The organism is Streptomyces sp. NPDC058157 (genome assembly GCF_042884105.1).
Taxonomy (GTDB): Bacteria; Actinomycetota; Actinomycetes; order Streptomycetales; family Streptomycetaceae; genus Streptomyces.
On sequence record NZ_JBHVUQ010000041.1, the window covers coordinates 1 to 21,240 of the forward strand.

Annotated in this window: 18 protein-coding genes; 13 read left to right on the plus strand and 5 right to left on the minus strand. The window is 73.3% G+C overall.

Annotation, left to right across the window (positions count from 1 at the left end):
- Nucleotides 1–129 precede the first annotated feature (129 nt).
- Nucleotides 130–1,302, minus strand: coding sequence for a xylose isomerase (gene xylA, locus ACFVXK_RS13225; RefSeq protein ID WP_389611600.1), 1,173 nt, complete (start codon nt 1,300–1,302; stop codon nt 130–132).
- A gap of 94 nt (nt 1,303–1,396) precedes the next feature.
- On the opposite strand from xylA, the gene xylB reads away from it, so the two are divergent.
- Nucleotides 1,397–2,845: a xylulokinase gene (xylB, locus tag ACFVXK_RS13230; RefSeq protein ID WP_389611601.1), complete on the plus strand. Its 1,449-nt coding sequence runs from the start codon at nt 1,397–1,399 to the stop codon at nt 2,843–2,845.
- Nucleotides 2,842–4,062, plus strand: coding sequence for an ROK family protein (locus ACFVXK_RS13235; protein ID WP_389611602.1), 1,221 nt, complete (start codon nt 2,842–2,844; stop codon nt 4,060–4,062). Before xylB ends, ACFVXK_RS13235 begins: the two co-directional genes overlap by 4 nt.
- A 100-nt stretch (nt 4,063–4,162) precedes the next feature.
- Here ACFVXK_RS13235 and araA read toward each other — a convergent pair whose 3' ends face one another.
- Both araA and araB read right to left on the minus strand, forming a co-directional pair.
- On the minus strand, nt 4,163–5,674 hold the full coding sequence (araA, locus tag ACFVXK_RS13240) for an L-arabinose isomerase (protein WP_389611603.1): 1,512 nt from the start codon (nt 5,672–5,674) through the stop codon (nt 4,163–4,165).
- Between the two features lie 81 nt (nt 5,675–5,755).
- Entirely contained in the window at nt 5,756–7,450 is a 1,695-nt protein-coding gene (araB, locus tag ACFVXK_RS13245) for a ribulokinase (RefSeq protein ID WP_389611604.1), read from the minus strand.
- Between the two features lie 212 nt (nt 7,451–7,662).
- Between araB and ACFVXK_RS13250 the strand changes: the two genes are divergently transcribed.
- The 4 genes from ACFVXK_RS13250 (at nt 7,663) to yjfF (ending at nt 12,417) form a co-directional block, all read left to right on the plus strand.
- Nucleotides 7,663–8,673: an ABC transporter substrate-binding protein gene (locus tag ACFVXK_RS13250; protein ID WP_389611605.1), complete on the plus strand. Its 1,011-nt coding sequence runs from the start codon at nt 7,663–7,665 to the stop codon at nt 8,671–8,673.
- 68 nt (nt 8,674–8,741) lie between these two features.
- On the plus strand, nt 8,742–10,301 hold the full coding sequence (locus ACFVXK_RS13255; RefSeq protein ID WP_389611606.1) for a sugar ABC transporter ATP-binding protein: 1,560 nt from the start codon (nt 8,742–8,744) through the stop codon (nt 10,299–10,301).
- Nucleotides 10,298–11,398, plus strand: a complete 1,101-nt coding sequence (locus tag ACFVXK_RS13260; RefSeq protein WP_389611607.1) for an ABC transporter permease — start codon at nt 10,298–10,300, stop codon at nt 11,396–11,398. Before ACFVXK_RS13255 ends, ACFVXK_RS13260 begins: the two co-directional genes overlap by 4 nt.
- Nucleotides 11,395–12,417, plus strand: coding sequence for a galactofuranose ABC transporter, permease protein YjfF (gene yjfF / locus ACFVXK_RS13265; RefSeq protein ID WP_389611608.1), 1,023 nt, complete (start codon nt 11,395–11,397; stop codon nt 12,415–12,417). The genes ACFVXK_RS13260 and yjfF overlap by 4 nt, the downstream gene beginning before the upstream one ends.
- 62 nt (nt 12,418–12,479) lie before the next feature.
- On the opposite strand, the gene ACFVXK_RS13270 is transcribed toward yjfF, so the two are convergent.
- Nucleotides 12,480–13,556 (minus strand): LacI family DNA-binding transcriptional regulator, encoded by a 1,077-nt coding sequence (locus ACFVXK_RS13270; RefSeq protein WP_389611609.1) that lies wholly within the window; start codon nt 13,554–13,556, stop codon nt 12,480–12,482.
- Nucleotides 13,557–13,737: 181 nt separating this feature from the next.
- Here ACFVXK_RS13270 and araD point away from each other — a divergent pair, with 181 nt between their 5' ends.
- Nucleotides 13,738–14,475, plus strand: a complete 738-nt coding sequence (gene araD / locus ACFVXK_RS13275; RefSeq protein WP_389611610.1) for an L-ribulose-5-phosphate 4-epimerase AraD — start codon at nt 13,738–13,740, stop codon at nt 14,473–14,475.
- A 58-nt stretch (nt 14,476–14,533) separates the two neighbouring features.
- Here araD and ACFVXK_RS13280 read toward each other — a convergent pair whose 3' ends face one another.
- Nucleotides 14,534–14,854 carry a DUF6191 domain-containing protein gene (locus ACFVXK_RS13280; RefSeq protein WP_389611611.1) on the minus strand — a complete coding sequence of 107 codons (321 nt, stop codon included), beginning with the start codon at nt 14,852–14,854 and terminating at the stop codon, nt 14,534–14,536.
- Between the two features lie 166 nt (nt 14,855–15,020).
- Between ACFVXK_RS13280 and ACFVXK_RS13285 the strand changes: the two genes are divergently transcribed.
- The 6 genes from ACFVXK_RS13285 to ACFVXK_RS13310 all read left to right on the plus strand — a co-directional run.
- A complete protein-coding gene (locus ACFVXK_RS13285; RefSeq protein ID WP_389611647.1) occupies nt 15,021–15,917 on the plus strand; it encodes an ATP-binding cassette domain-containing protein in 897 nt (298 codons plus the stop codon).
- Entirely contained in the window at nt 15,914–16,690 is a 777-nt protein-coding gene (locus ACFVXK_RS13290) for a hypothetical protein (protein WP_389611612.1), read from the plus strand. Before ACFVXK_RS13285 ends, ACFVXK_RS13290 begins: the two co-directional genes overlap by 4 nt.
- Before the next feature lie 32 nt (nt 16,691–16,722).
- Entirely contained in the window at nt 16,723–17,898 is a 1,176-nt protein-coding gene (locus ACFVXK_RS13295; RefSeq protein WP_389611613.1) for a sensor histidine kinase, read from the plus strand.
- A complete protein-coding gene (locus ACFVXK_RS13300) occupies nt 17,895–18,560 on the plus strand; it encodes a response regulator (protein ID WP_389611614.1) in 666 nt (221 codons plus the stop codon). The genes ACFVXK_RS13295 and ACFVXK_RS13300 overlap by 4 nt, the downstream gene beginning before the upstream one ends.
- 226 nt (nt 18,561–18,786) lie before the next feature.
- Entirely contained in the window at nt 18,787–20,124 is a 1,338-nt protein-coding gene (locus tag ACFVXK_RS13305; RefSeq protein WP_389611615.1) for a carotenoid oxygenase family protein, read from the plus strand.
- 17 nt (nt 20,125–20,141) lie between these two features.
- A partial coding sequence (locus ACFVXK_RS13310; protein ID WP_389611616.1) for an MFS transporter occupies nt 20,142–21,240 on the plus strand: 1,099 nt, incomplete at its 3' end.

A 21,240-nucleotide genomic window follows, 5' to 3' on the forward strand; every position in this document is an offset into this window, starting at 1 on the left:
GTCACGCGCCGGAGATCATCGAGCGGACCGGAAGCGACCACCCCGCCCCCCCCCCCCCCCCCCCCCCGCGCCCCGCCCCCCCCCGCCCGCCGCGGGGGGGGGGGGGGCGCCCCCCGGCCCAGGGGCGGGTCAGCGGGCGCCGAGGAGGTGTTCGAGGGCCAGCTGGTCCAGCCGTTCGAAGGCCATGCCACGACGGGCGGCCGCCTCGACGTCGAACCCGTCGAAGGTGGACCGGTCGGCCAGGAGCCCGGCCAGGCCGTCCTCGGCCGTGGGCAGGGCGAGTTCGGGCAGCCGCGAGGCGGCGAGCGCGGCCCGGACCTCCGGATCGGACCGGAACGCGCGGGCGCAGTGCGCCAGGAGCAGGTAGTTGCGCATACAGGCGGCCGCCGAGGCCCAGACGCCCTCGTGGTCCTCCGTGCGCGGCGGTTTGAAGTCGAAGTGGCGCGGGCCTTCGTAGCCCGCCGACTCCAGCAGGTCGACCAGCCAGAAGGCCTGGCGCAGGTCGCCCGCGCCGAAGCGCAGGTCCTGGTCGTACTTGATCCCGCTCTGGCCGTTGAGGTCGATGTGGAACAGCTTGCCGTGCCACAGGGCTTGCGCGACGCCGTGCGGGAAGTTCAGCCCGGCCATCTGCTCGTGGCCGACCTCCGGGTTGAGGCCGACCCGCTCGGGCCGCTCCAGCGCTTCGATGAAGGCCAGGGCGTGGCCGATGGTGGGAAGCAGGATGTCCCCGCGCGGTTCGTTGGGCTTGGGCTCGATCGCGAAGCGCAGGTCGTAGCCCTGCTCCTCGACGTACTCGCCCAGCAGGTCGAAGGCCTCCTTCAGCCGGTCGAGGGCCGCGCGCACGTCCTTGGCCGCCCCCGACTCCGCGCCCTCGCGGCCGCCCCAGGCGACGTAGACCGAGGCGCCGAGTTCCACGGCCAGGTCGATGTTGCGGATCGTCTTGCGCAGCGCGTACCGGCGCACGTCGCGGTCGTTGGCGGTGAACGCGCCGTCCTTGAACACCGGGTGGGTGAAGAGGTTGGTGGTGGCCATCGGCACCTTCAGCCCGGCCGTGTCCAGGGCGGTGCGGAAGCGCTTGACCGCCTGCTCGCGGGCCGCGTCGCCGGCGGCGAAGGGGATCAGGTCGTCGTCGTGGAACGTGACCCCGTAGGCGCCGAGCGCGGCCAGCCGGTGCACGCTCTCGACCGGGTCGAGGGCGGGCCGGGTGGCGTCGCCGAAGGGGTCCCGCCCCTGCCAGCCGACGGTCCACAGGCCGAAGGTGAACCTGTGCGCGGGGGTGGGGGCGAGCGGGTCGCTGCTCATGAGGCGCTCCGGATCGGGCCGAGGGTCTATTTGTAAGGGCGAAAAACAAATTAGTATGCCGAGACGCCGGAAGGAACCCCACCGGAGGGACCCCATGTCCGCACAGCACGTCGTGATCGGTGTCGACAGCTCGACCCAGTCCACCAAGGCCCTCGCCGTCGACGTCGAGACCGGCGCCGTACTGGGCGAGGGCCGCGCCGCGCACACCGTCAGCGCGGGCCCCGCACGCGAGAGCGATCCCGAACAGTGGTGGCGGGCGCTCGCCGAGGCCGTGGCGGCCACCGGCTGGGCGGACCGGGCCGCCGCCTGCTCGATCGCCGGCCAGCAGCACGGCCTGGTCACCCTCGACACGGCCGGCCGGCCCGTGCGCCCCGCACTGCTGTGGAACGACGTCCGCCCCGCCCCGCACGCCGCCGCGCTCGCGGCCGCCTTCGGCCCGGCGGAGCTGGCCCGCCGCACCGGCAGCGTCCCGACGGCCGCCTTCACCGCCGCCAAGTGGGCCTGGCTGCGCGCACGGGAACCCGCCGCGGCCGACCGCGTCGCCGCGGTCCGGCTTCCCCACGACTTCCTGACGGAGCGGCTCACCGGCGAGGCGGTGACGGACCGCGGTGACGCGTCGGGAACCGGCTGGTGGGGCCCCGACGGCTACGACCGGGAGGTCCTCGCCCGGATCGGACTCGACCCCGCCCTGCTGCCGGAGGTCCTCGCGCCCGGCGCCCGGGCGGGCCTCGTCCGGGCCGGGACGCCCCTGCGCGAGGGCGCGCTCGTCGCTACCGGCACCGGCGACAACATGGCCGCCGCCCTCGGGTTGGGCCTCACCCCCGGCCGGCCCGTCCTGAGCCTCGGCACCTCGGGCACCGTCTACGCCGTCGCCCGCACCCGGCCTGCCGACCCGAACGGGACCGTCGCCGGATTCGCCGACGCCCTCGGCGGCTGGCTGCCGCTCGCCTGCACGCTCAACTGCACCCTCGCCGTCGACCGCTTCGCCGCCCTCACCGGCCGCGACCGCGAGGACGTCGAGGACGGCGGCACAGCCGTGGTGCTCCCCTACCTCGACGGCGAACGCACCCCGGACCTCCCGGGCGCCTCCGGTCTGGTCCACGGGCTGCGCCACGACACGACACCCGGCCAGCTGCTCCAGGCCGCCTACGACGGCGCCGCCCACGCCCTGCTGACGGCCCTGGACGACGTACTGCGCGCCGGAGGCGAGGACCCGGCCGCGGACGAACCCCTCCTGCTGATCGGCGGCGGAGCCGCGGGGCGGGCCTGGCAGCACACGGTCCTGCGGCTGTCCGGCCGGGCCGTCCAGGTGCCGCAGGCCCGGGAACTCGTCGCGCTCGGGGCCGCCGCGCAGGCCGCCGCCCTGCTCACCGGTGAGCCCGCCGACGCCGTCGCCCGGCGCTGGCGGACCACGGAGGGCCGGCTGCTGGAGCCCGTACCCCGGGACGACGACGCGCTCGAACGGATCACCGGTACGCTGCGGCGGGCGCGGGCCCTGCAGGAGGTCCCGCCGGACGGGCGACAGGAAGGACGGGGGCGATGACCGCGCTCGGCAGGCCGGCCGGGGGCACGCGGTCCGCCACCGCCTCCCAGCAGGGGATGCGCCGCCAGAACCTCGCCGCGGTGCTCGGCGCCGTCGCCGCGCACGGCCCGCTCTCCCGGGCGGACGTCGCCGGACACACCGGCCTGACCAGGCCGGCCGTCTCCTCCCTGGCCGACGAGCTGATCGGGCGCGCCGCCCTGACCGAGACGGAGACCGCCCGGAGCGGACGCGTCGGCCGCCCCGGGCGGGCCCTGGCCCTCAACGACCGGGGCCCCGCGGGGCTCGGCCTGGAGATCGGCGTGACCCATCTCGCCGCGTGCGTCGTCGACCTGCGCGGCGCATCCCGGGTGTGGCGCCGGGTGGAGCGGGCCAACGCGGGCCGGCCGGCCGGTCAGGTGCTGGAGGAGGCCGCCGCGCTCGCCGCCGACGCGGAGGCCGGGGCCGCAGCTCTCGGCCTGCACGTCGAGGGCCGCGTCCTGGCCGTCCCGGGGGTGGTGCCGAACGCCCCCGGCGGACTGGTCGCCCACGCCCCCAACCTCGGCTGGAGGGCCGTCCGCCCCGCCGACCACTGGCCCGACCCCGACACCGTGCCCGAGCCGGAGAACGAGGCCAACCTCGGAGCCCTCGCCGAGCAGCGGCACCAGGGAGACCCCGCCGAGACCTTCGTCCACGTCTCCGCCGGGGCCGGGATCGGCGCCGCACTGGTCATCGGCGGCCGGCTGTTCCGGGGCGCCCGCGGGTTCGCGGGCGAACTCGGCCACCTGCCCGTCCACCCGCAGGGCGCACCCTGCCCCTGCGGGGCACGCGGCTGCCTGGAGCAGTACGCGGGCCAAGCGGCCGTCCTGCGCGAGGCGGGGGCGGCAGCCGCCGGCGACCCGGTGGCCGTGCTGGCCGAGCGGGCGGGCGCCGGGGACGCGGCGACCCTGCGAGCCCTCGACCGCGCCGGACGCGCCCTGGGCCTCGCCCTCGTCTCGGCGGTGGACCTGATCGACCCGGACGGCCTCGTCCTCGGCGGTGCCTACGCCGAACTCGCCGACTGGCTCCTCCCGCCGGTACGCGCCGAACTGGCCGCCCGGGTCACCGTCCGCCCCTGGCCCCCGGAGGCGGTCCGCCCCTCCGCCGTGGGGCGCCGCGGACCGGTACTGGGTGCGGCGTGGTCGACCGTGCAGCGGATCATCGCCGACCCCGCCCGCCTGCCCCTGCGCCAGGCCGTGTGAGGGTGCGCCGCGGGTCGTGCGGGCGGCGCCCCGCCGCGTCGGGGGACGGGGAGGACCGAAAACCCTTGGCCCGGGAACTCCCCCGCCTGCCCTCCCCGGTTCAGAACCCGAGTGCCAGCCGGTGGTACGCCTGGTTCCACCGCATCTCGCGCCGGAACTGCCGCGGGGTGGTGCCCGCTTCGATGAGGAGCAGCTCCAGGCGGAGCATGTCCGCGAGGTCGTCCAGGTGGGCCGAGGTCAGGGCGGTGCTGAGGACGGTGTGGTGAGGTCCGCCGGCCGTCAGCCAGGATTCGGTGGAGGTCCGCAGGTCAGGCCGGGGCCGCCAGACCGCGCGGGCGACGGGCAGGGCGGGCAGCGGATGCGGGGGTGCCACGACGTCGACGTCGTTGGCCACCAGGCGGAACCGGTCGCCGAGGTCGGCGAGGCCGACCACCACGGCCGGGCCGGGGGCGGCGTCGAACACCAGCCGGACCGGGTCCTCCCGCCCGCCGATGCCGAGGGGGTGGATCTCGCAGCGGGGCCTGGCGGTCGAGAGGCTGGGGCACACTTCCAGCATGTGCGCGCCGAGGATGAGCTCGTCGCCCGGTGTCATGTCGTAGGTGTAGTCCTCCATGAAGGAGGTACCGCCGGGGAGACCGGTGGCGGCCGCTTTGAGGGCGCGCAGCAGGACGGCGGTCTTCCAGTCGCCCTCCCCTCCGAAGCCGTACCCCTGGGCCATGAGCCGCTGGACCGCCAGGCCGGGCAGTTGGCGCAGTCCGCCCAGGTCCTCGAAATTGGTGGTGAAGGCCCGGAAGCCGCCCGCTTCGAGGAAGGTGCGCAGGCCGGCTTCGACGCGGGCCGCGTAGCGCAGCGACCCGTGCCGTTCGCCTCCCGGCCGAAGCTCCGGCGCCAGGTCGTACAGGTCCGCGTACTCCTCGACGAGCGGGGCCACCTCGCTCTCCTGCGCGTTGTCGACGACCTCCACCAGGTCGTTGACGGCGTAGGTGTTGACGGAGACGCCGAGGCGCAGCTGGGCCTCCACCTTGTCCCCCTCGGTGACGGCCACATCGCGCATGTTGTCGCCGAAGCGGGCGACCTTGAGGGCGGCCAGTTCGGAGCGTGCGGCGGCCGCCCGTGCCCAGTCGGCGACCCATGCGGTCGTCACCGGGTCCGTGACGTGTCCGGCCACGGTCCTGCGGGGCACCCCGAGGCGGGTCTGGACGTGCCCGAACTCGCGGTCCCCGTGGGCGGCCTGGTTGAGGTTCATGAAGTCCATGTCGATGGTGTCCCAGGGCAGCGCCACGTTCGACTGGGTGTGCAGGTGCAGCAGCGGCTTGCGCAGCGCGTCCAGTCCGGCGATCCACATTTTGGCCGGGGAGAAGGTGTGCATCCAGGCGATGAGCCCGGTGCACCGGTCGTCGGCGTTCGCGTCGAGGCACAGGCGGCGGATGGCGTCGGCGTCGGTGAGCACCGGCTTCCACACGACACGTGCGGGAACGCCCGAGGTGTCGTCCAGCGCGGCGGCCAGTCGCCGCGACTGTTCGGCGACCTGTTGCAGCGTCTCCTCCCCGTACAGGTGCTGGCTGCCCGTGAGGAACCAGATGTCCTGGGCGGGAGGCGTTCGGCTGGGCATGCGGACTCCTGGAGGTGACGTCCCGCGGCGCGTCGTACCGGGCGGGCGGGGAGGGCGGAGGGCGGAAGGCGGCGGCGCGGATCAGTGCGCCGTGCGGGCCGTGTCGCGGATGCGCCGCAGGCGGTGCAACTGGCCGTCGGCGGCGAAGCGGTCGTGCAGGAGCCGGTATTCGGCGTAGAGGGCGTCGTAGGCGTCGGCCCGGGAGGCGTCCGGCGTGTGGACGGCCGGTAGCCGGCGGCCCATGGCGGCGGCGGCCGTCCGTACGTCGCCGTACGCGCCCGCGGCCACGGCGGCGTGGATGGCCGCCCCGAGGGCGGGCGCCTGGTCCGACGCGGCGAGGGAGACGGGGCGGCGCAGCACGTCGGAGTAGATCTGCATCAGCAGTCCGTTCCTGGCCAGCCCGCCCGCGACGATGAACTCGCGCACCGGTACGCCGCCCGCCTCCAGGGCCTCCACGATGACGCGGGTGCCGAACGCGGTGGCTTCGAGCAGCGCGCGGTAGAGGTCCTCGGGGCGGGTCGCGAGGGTCAGGCCCACGATGACTCCGGAGAGGCGGTGGTCGACGAGGACCGACCGGTTCCCGCCCAGCCAGTCGAGGGCGACCAGTCCGTGGCCGCCGACCGGCAGGCCGGCGGCCTTCCGGGTCAGCAGGGTGTGCAGGTCCTCGTCGCGCTCGGCCGCTTCGGCGAGGTAGTCCGGCGGAAGGCCCTGGTCGAGTACCCAGGCGAAGACGTCACCGACCGCGCTCTGCCCGGCCTCGTAGCCGTAGGCTCCCTCGACGATCCCGCCGTTCACGACACCGCAGATGCCGGGGACGTCGGCGAGGACGGGGGCGTTCACGACGTGGCAGGTGGAGGTGCCCATCACGGCGAGCAGCCGGCCGTCCTCCACGGCCTGGGCCGCGGCCGCGGTGACATGGGCGTCGACGTTGCCCGCGGCCACGGCGATCCCGGGGCGCAGCCCGGTCCACGCCGCCGCCTCGGCGCCGAGCGGGCCCACGCGCGAGCCCAGCGCGGAGAGCGGGAACGCGAGGCGGGTGCGGGCGAAGTCGGCGAACCGGGGGTTCAGCCCGGCCAGGTACTCCTCGCCCGGGTAGGCGCCGTCCTGGTGGATGCCCTTGTATCCGGCGGTGCAGGCGTTGCGGGACTCGGTTCCGGTGAGCTGCCACACGATCCAGTCGGCGGCCTCGATCCACCGCGCGCAGGTGTCGTACACGAGCGGATCCTCCTCCAGGACCTGGAGGGCCTTCGCGAACTGCCACTCCGCGGAGATCCGGCCGCCGTAGCGGGCGATCCACTTCTCCCCGCGGGCGTGGGCGAGTTCGTTGATGCGATCGGCATACGGCTGGGCCGCGTGGTGCTTCCACAGCTTGGGCCACGCGTGCGGCCGTCCGGCGAGCTCCGTCTCGGCGAGGGGGGTCCCGTCGGCCAGGGTGGGCAGGACGGTGCAGGCGGTGAAGTCGGTGGCGATGCCGATCACCGAAGCCGGATCGACTCCGGCCGCAGCCAGGGCCGCCGGGACGGCGCGGCGCAGGACGTCCCGCCAGTCCTCGGGGTGTTGCAAGGCCCAGTCCGGAGGCAGTTGCGCACCGCCGTGCGGCAGGTGCCGGTCCATGACGCCGTGCCGGTAGGTGTGGACCGCCGCCGCCAGCTCCTGCCCGTCGCGGATCCGCACCACCACGGCGCGGCCCGACAGGGTGCCGAAGTCGACACCGACCGTGTACTGCTCCGGTTGCCCCGAACCGGGGGTGGGCGTGAGGAGGTGGGGTGACGTCAACGGAATGCCTTCCGAAGGAGTGGTGGGGTCGGACGCCCTGCAGTGTGAGCGCTAACAATGCCGAGGGGCAAGAGGGTGCGCCCAGATCGCACGATGAGCCACTCGATGGCGCAACCGGCGTGATAACAGACAGGTAACGCGCGCAGGAGGGTTGAGAACCGCACTTGTTAGCGCTCACAATGCGACGGCTCCCCTTCGAAAGGACACCCGCCATGGCCCGCAGAGCAGTCCTCGTCCTCGCCGCCGCACTCCTCGCCTCCTCGGCGCTGACCGCCTGCTCGACCCGGGGCCCCGGCGCCGCTCCCGCCCCGGGCCCGGCCTCCGGGGGCAAGGCGGGGTCCGGATCCGGGATCACCATGGGTTTCGCCCAGGTCGGAGCCGAGAGCGGGTGGCGTACCGCCAACACCAGGTCCGTCCAGGAGGCGGCGAAGAAGGCCGGGATCGAACTGAAGTTCTCCGACGGGCAGCAGAAGCAGGAGAACCAGATCAAGGCGATCCGCACGTTCATCCAGCAGAAGGTCGATGTGATCGCCTTCTCCCCGGTCGTGGAGTCCGGCTGGGACACGGTGCTGAAGGAGGCCAAGGACGCGGGCATCCCGGTCATCCTGACCGACCGCGCCGTGGACACCAAGGACACCTCCCTCTACAAGACCTTCCTGGGCTCGGACTTCGTCAAGGAGGGCAAGGCCGCGGGGGAGTGGCTGACCGCCGCGTACGCCGGCCGGCAGGGCCCGGTCGACATCGTCGAACTCCAGGGCACCACGGGCTCCGCACCCGCCAACGACCGCAAGGCGGGCTTCGCCGAGGCCATCCGGGCCGACGGCAGGTTCAGGATCGTCGCCTCCCAGTCGGGCGACTTCACGCGGGCCAAGGGCAAGGAGGTCATGCAGGCGTTCCTGAAGTCCCGGGAAAACATCGACGTCCTCTACGCCCACAACGACGACATGGCCCTCGGCGCCATCCAGGCCATCGAGGAGTCCGGCAAGAAGCCCGGTACGGACATCAAGGTGATCTCGGTGGACGGGATCAAGGACGCCTTCGTCGCGATGACCGAGGGCAAGATCAACGTCGTGGTGGAGTGCAACCCGCTCCTCGGGGACCAGCTGATGGAACTGGCCAGGAAGGTCGTCGCGGGCGAGAGCGTGCCCGCCCGGGTCGAAACCCAGGAGGGCGTGTACCCGCAGGACCGGGCCGCGGCCGCGCTGCCGTCCCGGAAGTACTGACCCGCGGCGGCCCCGCCCGCCGGGCCCGGCAAGCGAGCCCGCTCCACCCCCACACGAGAGGAGGGCGGATGGCATCCCCGTCCACCCCGCCGCCCACGGGCACCGGCACCCCGCGGCCGGTCCTGGAAGCCCACGGCATCCGCAAGCGGTTCCCGGGCGTACTCGCCCTCGACGGAGTCGCCCTGCGGCTGTTCCCCGGCGAGGTGCACGCCCTGATGGGCGAGAACGGCGCCGGGAAGTCCACCTTGATCAAGGTGCTCACCGGCGTCCACCCCGCCGACGACGGCACCGTCCTCGTCGACGGCCGGCCCCACGCGTTCACGGACCCCCTCCAGGCGCAGCGGGCCGGAATCAGCACCGTCTACCAGGAGGTCGACCTCTGCCCCAACCTCTCGGTGGCCGAGAACATCCTCATCGGGCGCGAGCCGCGCCGGTTCGGCCTCGTCCGCTGGTCCGCGATGCGGCGGCGGGCGGCCGAGCTGCTGACGGAACTGAAGCTCGACCTCGACGTCACCTCTCCGCTCGGCGCGCATTCCCTGGCGGTGCGGCAACTGGTCGCCATCGTCCGGGCGGTGGACGTCTCGGCGAAGGTGCTCGTGCTGGACGAACCCACCTCCAGCCTGGACCGCGAGGAGGTGGCCCAGCTGTTCGGGCTGGTGCGGCGCCTGCGGGACCGCGGCGTGGCCATCCTGTTCGTCACGCACTTCCTGGACCAGGTCTTCGACCTCTGCGACCGCGTCACCGTCCTGCGGGGCGGCCGGCCGGAAGGCGAGTACGCCATCGGCGAGCTCACCCCGGTGACGCTCGTCCAGCACATGATCGGCGCAGAACCGGCCGCCCTGGACCGGTTGTCGGGCCGTGCCCACGGGCCAGGGGCCGAACGGGCGCCCCGTGAGCCGTTCCTCCGGGCCCGACGGCTGACCCGCACGGGCTCGATCGAACCCTACGACCTCGACGTCCACGCCGGCGAGGTCATCGGACTGGCCGGCCTGCTGGGCTCCGGCCGCACCGAGGCGGCACGCCTGCTGTTCGGCGCGGACGGCGCGGACGGCGGAGAGGTGAGCATCGAGGGCAGGAAGGTGCTCCTGCGCAGCCCCCGCCACGCCATCGCCCGGGGCATCGCCTTCTGCTCCGAGAACCGCACGTCGGAGGGGCTGGTGGGTGAACTCACGGTCCGCGAGAACATCGTCCTCGCCCTGCAGGCCGCCCGCGGCTGGACCAGGCCGCTGAGCCGCGCGAAACAGGACGGACTGGCGCGGCACTGGATCGAGGCCCTCGACATCCGCCCCGGCGACCCCGAAGCACAGGTACGCCACCTCAGCGGAGGCAACCAGCAGAAGGTCCTCCTCGCACGCTGGCTGCTCACCGGGCCCCGGTTCCTGATCCTCGACGAACCCACCCGGGGCATCGACATCGGGGCCAAGGCCGAGATCCAGAAACTCGTGGCCCGCCTGGCGGACGAAGGCACCGCCGTGCTGTTCGTCTCGGCGGAACTCGAAGAGGTCCTGCGCCTGAGCCACCGCATCGCCGTCCTCCGCGACCACCGCATGGTGGCCACCCTCACCAACGACGGCACCGTCACTCCCGAACGCCTCCTGACGACCATCGCCACCGGAACGGACTCATGACGACCCCCCAGCCCGCCGCATCCGGGGCCGCCGGTGCCATCGGGCGGCGAACGGCCGGCCACCACCTGCTGTGGCCCGCGCTCGTCCTGCTCGCCCTGCTCCTCGGCAACCTCGCGTTCCACCACGACTTCCTCTCGGTCCGGGTGCGCGACGGCCACCTCTACGGCAGCCTCGTCGACATCCTGCGCTTCGGCGCGCCCCTCGTCCTCGTGGCGCTCGGCATGACCCTCGTCATCGCCACCCGGGGCATCGACCTCTCGGTGGGTTCCACCGTCGCCATCGCCGGAGCGCTCGCCTGCGGACACCTCTCCACCGCGGCGCGTCCCGGCAGCGTCGCGACCACGCTCACGGCCGTCGCCCTCGCGCTCGGGGTCGCCCTCGTGCTGGGCCTGGCCAACGGACTGCTGGTGTCCGGTCTGGGAGTACAGCCCATCGTGGCCACCCTGATCCTCATGGTCGCGGGCCGCGGGGTCGCCCAGCTGATCACGGACGGCCAGATCGTCACCGTGACCAGCGCCCCCTACAAGATGATCGGGGGCGGCTCCTGGCTGCTCCTCCCGTTCGCCGTCCTGCTGGCCGCCGTCCTCGTCGCGCTCACCTCCTTCGTCATCCGCCGCAGTGCCCTCGGCATGCTGATCGAGTCCGTCGGCGGCAATCCCACCGCCGGCCGCCTGGTGGGCATCCGGGCCGGCGGTCTGCTCGCCCTGGTCTACGTCTTCAGCGCCCTGTGCGCCGCCGTCGCCGGGCTGATGATCAGCTCGAACGTCTCCAGCGCCGACGGCAACAACGCCGGCCTGTGGATCGAGCTCGACGCGATCCTCGCCGTCGTGGTCGGCGGCACCGCCCTGACCGGAGGGCGCTTCTCCCTCGGCGGGACGGTCCTGGGCGCCCTGATCATCCAGACCCTGTCCACCACCGTCTACACCCTCGGGGTCCCTCCCGAGACCACCCTCGTCTTCAAGGCCTTCGTCGTCGTCATCGTCTGCCTCGTGCAGTCCCCGGTCTTCCGGGCCAAGTTCGGACGCCGCCGGGCGGCCACTCCCCGATCCCCCGCCGCGGCGGGCACCGCCCCGCAGGAGCAGGAGGCACGAGCATGAGCACCGGCACCGTGGACGCCGCCGCGCGAACGGCCCGCCCCTTCGCGACCGTTTCGCCGCACACCCGGACCCGTGTCCCGCTGGTCGTCACCGCGGTCCTGCTGGTCGTCATGTTCGGCGTCGGATCCGTGCGCTACGAGGGGTTCCTCTCGGCGCAGGTCGGGTTGAACCTGCTGATCGACAACGGATTCCTGCTGGTCGTCGCGGTCGGCGCGACCTTCGTGATCCTCACCGGGGGCATCGATCTGTCCATCGGCTCGATGGTGGCCCTCTCGACCATGACCACCGCTTGGCTGGTCGAGTCGCACGGCTGGCCCCTGGCCGCCGTGATCCCGCTGGTCCTCCTGGCCGGCGCCGGGAGCGGGGCGCTCATGGGCTGGATCATCCACGCCTTCGAGATCCAGCCGTTCATCGTCACCCTGGCCGGCATGTTCCTCGCCCGTGGGCTCTGCTACACGATCAGCACCGAATCCATCACGGTCGACGATCCCGCCACGGCGGGAGTCGCCCAGACCAGGCTCTACGGCCCGGGCGGACTGTTCGTCTCGATCCCCGTACTCGTCGCCCTGGCCGTGCTCGTGACCGCCTTCGTCGTCCTGCACCACACGCGCTTCGGCCGTCACGTGTACGCGCTGGGCGGCAACGAGTCCTCCGCACGCCTGATGGGTCTGCCGACGGGCACCACCAAGATCGCCGTATACGGTGTCAGCGGCCTGTGTTCCGCTCTGGGCGGCCTGCTGCTGACCTTCTACACGCTCTCCGGCTACGCCCTCCACGCCGTGGGCATGGAACTCGACGCGATCGCCGCCACCGTGATCGGCGGCACGCTGCTGACCGGAGGCTCGGGCTTCGTCCTGGGCACCGCTCTGGGCGTCCTGGTCCTCGGCATGATCCAGACGCTGGTCGACTTCCAGGGCACCCTCAGCTCCTGGTGGACCCGGATCGTCATCGGTGCCCTGCTGCTCGTGTTCATCGTGCTGCAACGCCTGACGGCCGGACGCCGGCCCACCACGGGCTGACGCGGGCCCACCACGAGCGGACGCCGGGCCGCGGGCGCCTCCCGGGAGGGGCGGCGCCGGGGTCATGCGCCGGGGAGGGGGATCCTGCGGGCCGTGCTGGCGCGCACGATGAGCTCGGGCGCCACCACCAGGTGCGCCGGCTCGTCGGCCCGGCCCTCGATGTGGTCCAGGAGCAGTCCGATGCTGTCGCGGCCGAGCGAGGCGAAGTCCTGGCGGATCGTCGTCAGCGGGGGCGGGAAGAACTCCGCCTCGGGGATGTCGTCGAAGCCGGCGACGGCCACGTCCTCGGGCGTGCGCAGTCCGGCTTCCCGCAGTGCGCGCAGGACGCCGAGGGCCATCTGGTCGTTGGCGACGAACACCGCCGTGAGGCCCGCTCCCCCTCCTCGCGACGCCCGGACCCGCCCCGCGAGCTGCTGGCCGGCCTGGTATCCCGACAGGGGGCTCCAGTCGCCGCGCAGCAGGGGCGGCACCTCGGCTCCGGCGTCCCGCAGGGCGTCCTCCCAGCCCTGCGTGCGGGCCTCGCTCTCGAGCCAGTCGGAAGGGCCCGCGACATGCCACACGGTGGAGTGGCCCGAGGCGAGGAGGTGCTCCGTGATCATGCGGGCGCCGAGGTTCTGGTCCAGCGACACCCCGGGCAGGGCCAGGGTGTGGCCGCCCTCCACGGTGACCACCGGGCACGGCGCCTCCAACGCCGCCAGGGCCCGCACCGCGGCGCGCTGCGGAGTGACGGCGACGATCCCCTCCACCCCCCACCCGGCGAGGTGCTGCATGGCTTCGGCGAGGGCCGTCTGCGTGGCCGTCCGGAGGGTGACGGCGGACGTCAGATAGCCGCGGTCGCGAGCCGCCTCCTGAACCCCCGCCACGGTGCTGGCGGGCCCGTGCAGCGTGGTGTTCACCGCGATGACGCCCAGTGTGTGGGTCCGGCGCGTGGCCAGGGCCCGGGCCGCCGAGTTGCGGCGGTAGCCCAGCTGCTCGATGACCTGCGTCACCGCGGCCCGGGTCTTGGCGCTGACGTTCGGGTGGTCGCTGAGCACCCGCGAAACGGTCTGGTGGGACACGCCTGCGACGCGCGCGACGTCCGTCATCGTGGGCGCTCGCGAGACGTCCGGGAGCTGGGTCAACTCTCTTCCTTTCCTCATCGTGTTTGCGCTCACATTATGCCGCGTCCTCCTCAGGGTTTGAGCGGGAATCTTCGCGTAACCTCTTGAGCTTATCGTTTGTTAGCGTTCACAATCTCAAGCGAGCGGCAGCTCCGCAGCGCAGCCGTGGTGCCGACCCGGCCCGCGATCGGTCCAGTGGTGGAAAGACGGTGAGGGCGCAGTGGGCGGGACCCATCTCCAGAAGCTCCGTCGCGAGGTCCTCGCGGCCAACCTGCGCATCCCGGAGGCCGGGCTGGCCACGCTCACCTGGGGGAACGTCAGCGGAGTGGACCGCGGCGCCGGTGTCTTCGTCATCAAGCCGTCCGGGGTCTCCTACGCCGAGCTCACCGAGGAGGACCTGGTGGTGGTGGCGCTGGAGGACGGGAGGGTCGTCGACGGGCGCCTCAGGCCGTCCACCGACGCCGAAACCCACCGGTGCCTCTACCGCGCGTTCCCCGCCATCGGCGGCGTCACCCACACGCACTCGGCGCACGCCGTCGCCTTCGCCCAGGCGCGCCGCCCGATCCCGGTGCTCGGCACCACGCACGCCGACACCTTCAACGGCCCCGTCCCCGTGACGGAGGACCTCACCGCCGAGCAGTGCGCGAAGGACTACGAGTACAACACCGGCCAGGTGATCGTCGCCAGGCTCGGCGCCGACCCCCGCCGGGCCGAAGAGGTTCCCGGAGCACTCGTCTCACGGCACGGCCCCTTCACCTGGGGCGCCACCGCCGGGGCCGCGCTGGAGAACGCCGTCGTCTGCGAGGCCGTGGCGGAGATGGCGCTGCACACGCTGGCGCTGGGGTTCCGCCTCGGGGGCGTCTCCGATCCGCCGAGGCACCTCCTGGAGCGGCACTTCACCCGCAAGCACGGACCGGACGCCTACTACGGTAACGCCCCCCGCACCGCGGGGAGCTGAGGCCGCGCACCGCCCGGCTCAAGGACTTCACCGGCGCATCCGAGGGCCGGCGGCGGTTCTACCGTCCGGAACGCGGAATGCGGACGACCGCCGTTCCTGCGGCCAGGTCGACCGTCGTCCTGTTCGGAGGAGCCCCGTCATCCTCGTTGTCCGGCATGACCAGTGCCGACTGCCGTTCCTTGAGCTCGTTCTGCTTGCCCGGGGAAAGGCTCGCGTGCAACTGTTCGAATCCGGTGGTCGATACCTGCCCCTGACGTGCACTGTTGCGCCACGGCAGCACTCCGGCGCGCCCTGCGCGCAACAGCAGCTGGTCGACGAAGGCCAGCAGGGTCAGCACGATGACCAACCCCGGCAGAGTCATGAAGGCTATGAACTGCATACCCGTAGTATCCCCGGGTCGCGTTCGTCTTTCGGCCCGTTGCCGTTACCCGAAAGTCGTACCGGGTCGGCCCGGTCGTCCGATGCCCCGCCCCCGGCGTCCCGGGGAGTGTGGAGGCCGTTCGTCCGACGGGGGCGGGCCCGTGGAAGGGGACGGCGTGCTCCGGGTGCAGGGGTTGCGGAAGAGGTACGGCGACAGGCTTGCCGTCGACGGTCTCTCGTTCACGGTGCGGCCGGGAGTGGTCACGGGCTTCCTCGGGCCGAACGGCGCCGGCAAGTCGACCACGATGCGCCTGATGCTCGGGCTGGACACGGGGGAGGGGAGCACCACCTTCGACGGTGTGCGGTACGCGGAGCTCCGGTGGCCGGTCGCGACGGTCGGCGCGCTGCTGGACGCGGACGCCGTGCACCCGGCCCGCAGCGTCCACCACCACCTGCGGATGGTCGCCGCCGGCGCGGGCCTGCCGGAGCGGCGGGTGCGGGACGTGCTCTCCCTGGTGGGTCTCGACGACGCACGTCACCGCCGCACCGGTGGTCTCGGCCCGGGCATGCGGCGACGGCTGGGGCTGGCCACGGCGCTCCTGGGGGATCCGGAGTACCTGGTCCTGGACGAGCCGGCCAACGGCCTCGACCCGCACGGCGTGCACTGGCTGCGCCACCTGCTCGTCGGCCTCGCCGAGGAAGGGCGGGTCGTGTTCGCCTCCTCGCACCTGCTCTCGGAGATGGCCACGCTCGCCGAGGACCTGGTGGTCATCGGACGGGGCCGGCTCATCGCCGCGCAGCCGGTCGAGGACTTCGTCGCCGCGCACACCCGCTCCGAGGTCGTCGTGCGCGCCGATCGCCCGGAGGAACTGGCCGCCCTGCTGCGGCAGGAGGGCGCGCAGGCATGGGCGGACGCGTCGGACACCCTGACCGTGACCGGCCTCGACGCCGAGCGCGTCGGCGCGCTTGCCGCCCGGCACCGGCTGGTCGTCAAGGAGTTGCGCACGCGGCGCGGCGGTCTGGAGGACGCCCTCCTTGCGGCCACGGCCGAACGGGCCCGGTTCCGCGGGGCAGCCGCATGACGCACCGCAGCGCGCCCGGCGGTGCGGCAGACCCGCCGCCCGGGGTAGTGGCCGGCCGGGGCGGCGCGATCGGCCGGGCCCTGTCCCATGAATGGTCCGCCCTGCGGTCGCTGCGCACACCGTGGGTGCTGTGCGGCTCGGCGGTGGTGGCGCAGGTGATGGTGGACCTGACGGTGGGCCGGGACGGGACGTCCGGTCTGCGGCAGTTCGCCGCCGGCATGCCGGGTGTGACCCTCGTCGGGTTCGTGCCCCTGGCCGCGTTCGCCGTGGGCGTCCTGGGCGGAGAGTACCGGCACCGCACCCTCACCCGGACCGTCCTCACCCTGGGTGGCCGCCGCGGGATCCTGCCGGTGAAAGCGGTGCTGACCGCCGCGGTCACCGCAGCCGTCGCCGCGGTCATGGTGCTGGTGAACGCGCTGAGCGTGCCGGTGCTCGGCAGGACCTCGCTGCCCGTGACCGAAGCGGTCGCGACGGGCGCCGCCGCGGTCCTCTACGCGGTGCTGAGCGCACTGGTGGGCCTGGCGCTGTCCGGGGTGACCCGGAACTCGGCGCTGTCGACGGCCCTGACGGTCCTCTGGCCGGTCCTGCTGGAGAACCTCCTGCTCCTGACCACCGGCTCCGGACGGTACCTGACCCCGTTCGGCGCGGCCGCCGCGCAGGCCCGGGCAGGTGAGGGAAGCGGACCGCGGTGGCTGCTGATGCTGCCACTGGCCGTCCTCGCCACGGTGCTGCTGACCGCTGCCGGCGTTTTGTTCCGCCGCCGGGACGTGTGACGGCCCGGCGCGTCCGACTAGGATCCGGTCCGATGAAGATCATCTCCGCCCGACCGGACCGCCCTTGGCTGTCCTGGTGGGAGAACAGGCCCTCGTATCTCGCCCTCGACCTCGTGGCGGTGGCCGGATGCGCGGTGCCGGCCCTTGCCGCCGGAGGCAGCCCCTGGAAGCTCCTGGTCTTCTTCGTCGCGCTTGTGACCCTGCTGGTACGCCGTCGCTTCCCGTGGCTGCCCGTGGTGGCGATGCCGCTGTTCTGCTGGAGCTGGGGAGCCTTCCCGGCCGTGGTGGTGTGCTACACGGTGGCCCGGCAGTGGGGATGGCGCCGGCGTACCCTGCTCTCCTTCCTCCTCACCGCGGCCGGCACGGTGGCCGTCGCCTGGCATCCCACGCCGGAAGACCGCGACCTCGACCAACTCGTCTTCCCCATCGCCTCGTTGACCCTGCCTGTCCTGGGCGGGCTGTGGATGCGCCAGCGGCACGCGCTGCTGGCGGCCCTGCGTGAACGCGCCCGGCAGGCCGAGCGGGAGCGGGACCTGCTCGCCGAGCGGGCGGTCGCCGCCGAACGCCGGCGCATAGCACGGGAGATGCACGACGTGGTCGCCCACCGCGTCAGCACCATAGCCCTGCAGGCGGGTGCCCTGAGCGTGACCGCCCCGGACGAGCGCACGATCGAGACCGCCGAGGTCATCCGGCACGCCAGCGCCCAAGCGCTGACCGAACTGCGCGAGATCCTGAACGTCCTGCGCCACGACCAGCAGGAGACGTCGGACGGTGTGCGCGGGGTGCGGCCGGACGGCTCCGTGCAGGCGGACGTGTCCGCGCTGGTGCGCGACGGCGTCGCCGCCGGCGGCAACATCCACCTGCACACGGCCGCGGAACTCCCCGAGGTCACCGGGGCCGTGCGCCGGGCCGTCCACCGGGTCGCCCAGGAAGCCCTCACCAACGCCGCCAAACACGCCCCGCACGCCCGCGTCGACATCCGCCTCGCCGACGAGCAGGGCGAGTTGCAGCTCACCGTGACCAACCGGCGCGGCGGCAAGCGCCCGTCCGGCCACGCCGTGCCCGGATCCGGTTACGGCCTCCTCGGCATGCGGGAACGCGTCAGCCTCGTCCAGGGCACCCTCCACACCGGCCCGACCCCGGAGGGCGGCTACCGTGTGCACGCCGCCTTCCCGCTCGTGCCCACCGTCGCCAAGGAGTCCGCGTGAGAGACGACCGGTCCGGTTCCACGGTGAAGGTGGTCCTGCTGGACGACGAGGAACTCGTCCGCAGCGGCGTACGGATGATCCTCGACGCCGACCCGCAGATAGAAGTGGTCGCCGAGGGCAGCGACGGGGACACCGCCGTGGAGCTGGTGGCCCGGCACCGCCCGCAGGTGGTGCTCACCGACATCCAGATGCCCCGCGTCGACGGCCTGGAAGTCACCAGGCGACTGCTCGCCACTCCCGCCCCGCCCGCCGTCGGCGTGCTCACCACCTTCGATCTCGACGAGTACGTCCACACGGCCCTGCGCGCGGGCGCGGCAGGCTTCCTCCTCAAGGACACCCCGCCCCGGGAACTGGCCCGGGCCGTGCACGTCCTGGCCCGCGGCGAGGCGATGCTCTCGCCGCGCATCACCAAGCGGCTGCTCAACACCTTCGCCGGCAACGACGCCGTGGACGCGGCCCGTCGCCGGCTGACCGTGCTCACCGACCGGGAGCGCGAGGTCGCCGCCGCGGTCGCGCTGGGCCTGAGCAACGCCGAGATCGCCGCCGACCTGTACCTGAGCGAGTCGACGGTGAAGGTCCACATCGGACGGATCATGACCAAGCTGGAGGCGGCCAACCGCACCCAGGTCGCCATCATCGCCCACGACGCCCGCCTCGCCTGACCCCCGCCGCGGCCGGGCCGGTCCGCCTGACCCGGCGCCGGCCCGCCCGGTACGACTTTCGGGTAACCCGCCACGAGCGGAAAGGCGGACGTGGCCGAGGCCAACTCCCGACGACGATAGGCGCGTTCGAACGGAACGGGCCGACACGACGCCCCCTCGAATGTCCTGCACCGGGCAGGCGAGCAGGCGTGCACGGTCCGTCCTTCCCGACCAGGAAAGAACGGCCATGACTCTCGAAAAGCCCTACGTCAGCGAGCACTTCTCACCCGTCACCGACGAGATCACGGGCCGTGGACTGCGGGTGCGGGGCACTCTCCCGCCCGAGCTGAACGGCCGCTACTTCCGCAACGGCCACAACCCCAAGCCGGGCGTCACCCCCACCCACTGGTTCCGGGGCGAGGGCATGCTCCACGGCATCCGCCTCAAGGACGGCCGGGCCGAGTGGTACCGCAACCGCTGGGTGAAGACCCCGTTCCTGGACGGCGTCCCTTTCACCGGGACCGAACTCGAAGTCAGCGCCGCGGCCACCAACATCGTCTTCCACGGCGGCCGCTACCTGGCCCTCCAGGAGGCCAACCTGCCCTGGGAGGTCAGCGCCGACCTCGACACGATCGGCGTGTACGACTTCGGCGGCAAGCTCACCAGCGCGATGACCGCCCACCCCAAGGAGGACCCGCAGACCGGTGAGCTGCACTTCTTCGGCTACAGTCCCTTCCCGCCGCACCTGACCCACTACGTGGCCGACGCTTCCGGCGCCCTCGTCAGGTCGCAGATCGTCGAAGGCGCCGGGCCGTCGCTCATGCACGACTTCGCCATCACCCGCGAGCACGTCGTCTTCATCGACTCGCCCGTGGTCTTCGACCACGCGGAGCAGTCCGGCATCCCCTACCGCTGGCACGACGACGTCCCGCTGCGCCTGGGCGTGATACCGCGCGCCGGAGGCGCGACCACCTGGTTCGAGGTGCCCGAGCAAGCCGTGCTGCTGCACGTCGCCAACGCCTACACCGACCTACGGGGCCGGATCGTCCTCGAAGCACCGCGCTTCGACCGATCCGCCTGGGAGGGCTCGTGGAAGTGGTGGGTGGGCGCTCCCGGTCACGGCCCCACCCCCAACGCCGGATCGACCTTCCACCGGTGGATCGTCGACCCCGCCACCGGCACGGTCACCACCGAACCCCTCAACGACCTGGTCACCGAGTTCCCCGCGATCAACGACGCCCACACCGGTGCCGACTACCGCTACAGCTACGCGATCGCCTTCCCCGGCGCGGGCCTGTCCGGCTACCACACGGCCAAGCTCGACTCGCGCACCGGCGAGCAGCTGCTGTTCGCGCACGGCGAGGGCCGGATGCCCGGCGAAGCCGTCTTCGCACCCGCCGCGGGCGCGACCGCCGAAGACGACGGCTACCTGCTCACCGTCGTCAGCGACGTCAAAGCCGACACCTCGGAACTCCTCGTCCTGGCCGCGGGCGACCTGAGCACCGTCGCCGCCGTCGAACTCCCGCGCAGGGTGCCCGCCGGCATCCACGGCCACTGGATCCCCGACACCGAACCGTCCTCCTGACCGCCGTGGACCACCGAGTGAACCCCCGAGTGAACCAGCGGGTCCCCCGGGGCGGTCCGCCCGCCCGCCGCCCTGCCCTCTGCCGTGCCGGGGTGCTGGCGGCGCTGGCCGCGAGCCAGTTCGCCGTCATGCTCGCCACCTCCATCGTCAACGTGGCGCTCCCCCGGATCCGCAGCGGGGTGGGCCTCTCGGACGACGGAACCACCTGGGTGGTCAACGCCTACGGCCTGGCCTTCGGGGCCCTGCTCCTGGCCGGCGGCCGGGCCGCCGACCTCCTCGGCCGGCGCCGGGTACTCATTGCGGGCCTGTCCCTGTTCGCCGGGGCCTCACTGGCGGCAGGACTGGCCGCCACCCCGGGCGTGCTGATCGTGGCCCGAGCCGCCCAGGGGGCCGGCGCCGCGGCCACCGCCCCGGCCGCGCTCGCCCTGGCGCTGGAGCAGTTCCCTTCCGGCACCGGACGCGGCAAGGCGCTCGGCGTGTGGGGAGCGGTCTCCGGCGCGGGCGGCGCGGGCGGCGTCCTGCTGGGCGGTGTGCTGACCCAGGCGTGGGGCTGGCCGTGGATCTTCCACACCGTCGCACTCGGATCGGCCCTGGTCCTGGCCGCCGTCGCCGTTCTCGTACCGGTCTCGGCCGGACGCCGGCGAGGACGGTTCGACCTGCTGGGCACCACCACCGTCACCCTCGCCCTGACCTGCCTGGTCTGGGCCCTGACCACCGCACGCGGCGCCGGCTGGACGGACACCCGGGTGCTCGCCGCCCTCGGCGCCGCCGTCGCACTGCTCGCGGCGTTCGCCGTCATCGAGCTGCGCCGGACCGATGCCCTGATACCGCCGAGGATCTTCACCACCGGCAGGGTCGCCGCCGGCAACCTGCTGATGGCCCTGCTGGGTTCGGTATGGATCGCCCTGTTCTTCTTCCTCCCGCTCTACCAGCAGCAGGTCCTCGGATCAGGCCCCCTGGCCACCGGTGCGGGCCAGCTCCCACTCGCCGCCGCGAACATGTACGGCTCCGCGCTCGCGCCGCGCCTGTCCCGCCGGTTCGGTGCCACCGCGACCGTGACCGGGGGCCTCCTCCCGGACGGCGGCCGCCAGCGCCGGGAGTGCCGTGTCGGGGAGG

Bases quoted from the DNA above. Each gene is read 5' to 3' on its own strand.
- yjfF (WP_389611608.1), top strand. From the start codon at position 11,395: ATGAGCACCGGCACCGTGGACGCCGCCGCGCGAACGGCCCGCCCCTTC.
- ACFVXK_RS13255 (WP_389611606.1), top strand. From the start codon at position 8,742: ATGGCATCCCCGTCCACCCCGCCGCCCACGGGCACCGGCACCCCGCGG.
- ACFVXK_RS13290 (WP_389611612.1), top strand. From the start codon at position 15,914: ATGACGCACCGCAGCGCGCCCGGCGGTGCGGCAGACCCGCCGCCCGGG.
- xylA (WP_389611600.1), bottom strand. From the start codon at position 1,302: ATGAGCAGCGACCCGCTCGCCCCCACCCCCGCGCACAGGTTCACCTTC.
- ACFVXK_RS13260 (WP_389611607.1), top strand. From the start codon at position 10,298: ATGACGACCCCCCAGCCCGCCGCATCCGGGGCCGCCGGTGCCATCGGG.
- ACFVXK_RS13250 (WP_389611605.1), top strand. From the start codon at position 7,663: ATGGCCCGCAGAGCAGTCCTCGTCCTCGCCGCCGCACTCCTCGCCTCC.
- ACFVXK_RS13295 (WP_389611613.1), top strand. From the start codon at position 16,723: ATGAAGATCATCTCCGCCCGACCGGACCGCCCTTGGCTGTCCTGGTGG.
- ACFVXK_RS13235 (WP_389611602.1), top strand. From the start codon at position 2,842: ATGACCGCGCTCGGCAGGCCGGCCGGGGGCACGCGGTCCGCCACCGCC.
- ACFVXK_RS13270 (WP_389611609.1), bottom strand. From the start codon at position 13,556: ATGAGGAAAGGAAGAGAGTTGACCCAGCTCCCGGACGTCTCGCGAGCG.
- ACFVXK_RS13280 (WP_389611611.1), bottom strand. From the start codon at position 14,854: ATGCAGTTCATAGCCTTCATGACTCTGCCGGGGTTGGTCATCGTGCTG.
- araA (WP_389611603.1), bottom strand. From the start codon at position 5,674: ATGCCCAGCCGAACGCCTCCCGCCCAGGACATCTGGTTCCTCACGGGC.
- xylB (WP_389611601.1), top strand. From the start codon at position 1,397: ATGTCCGCACAGCACGTCGTGATCGGTGTCGACAGCTCGACCCAGTCC.
- ACFVXK_RS13305 (WP_389611615.1), top strand. From the start codon at position 18,787: ATGACTCTCGAAAAGCCCTACGTCAGCGAGCACTTCTCACCCGTCACC.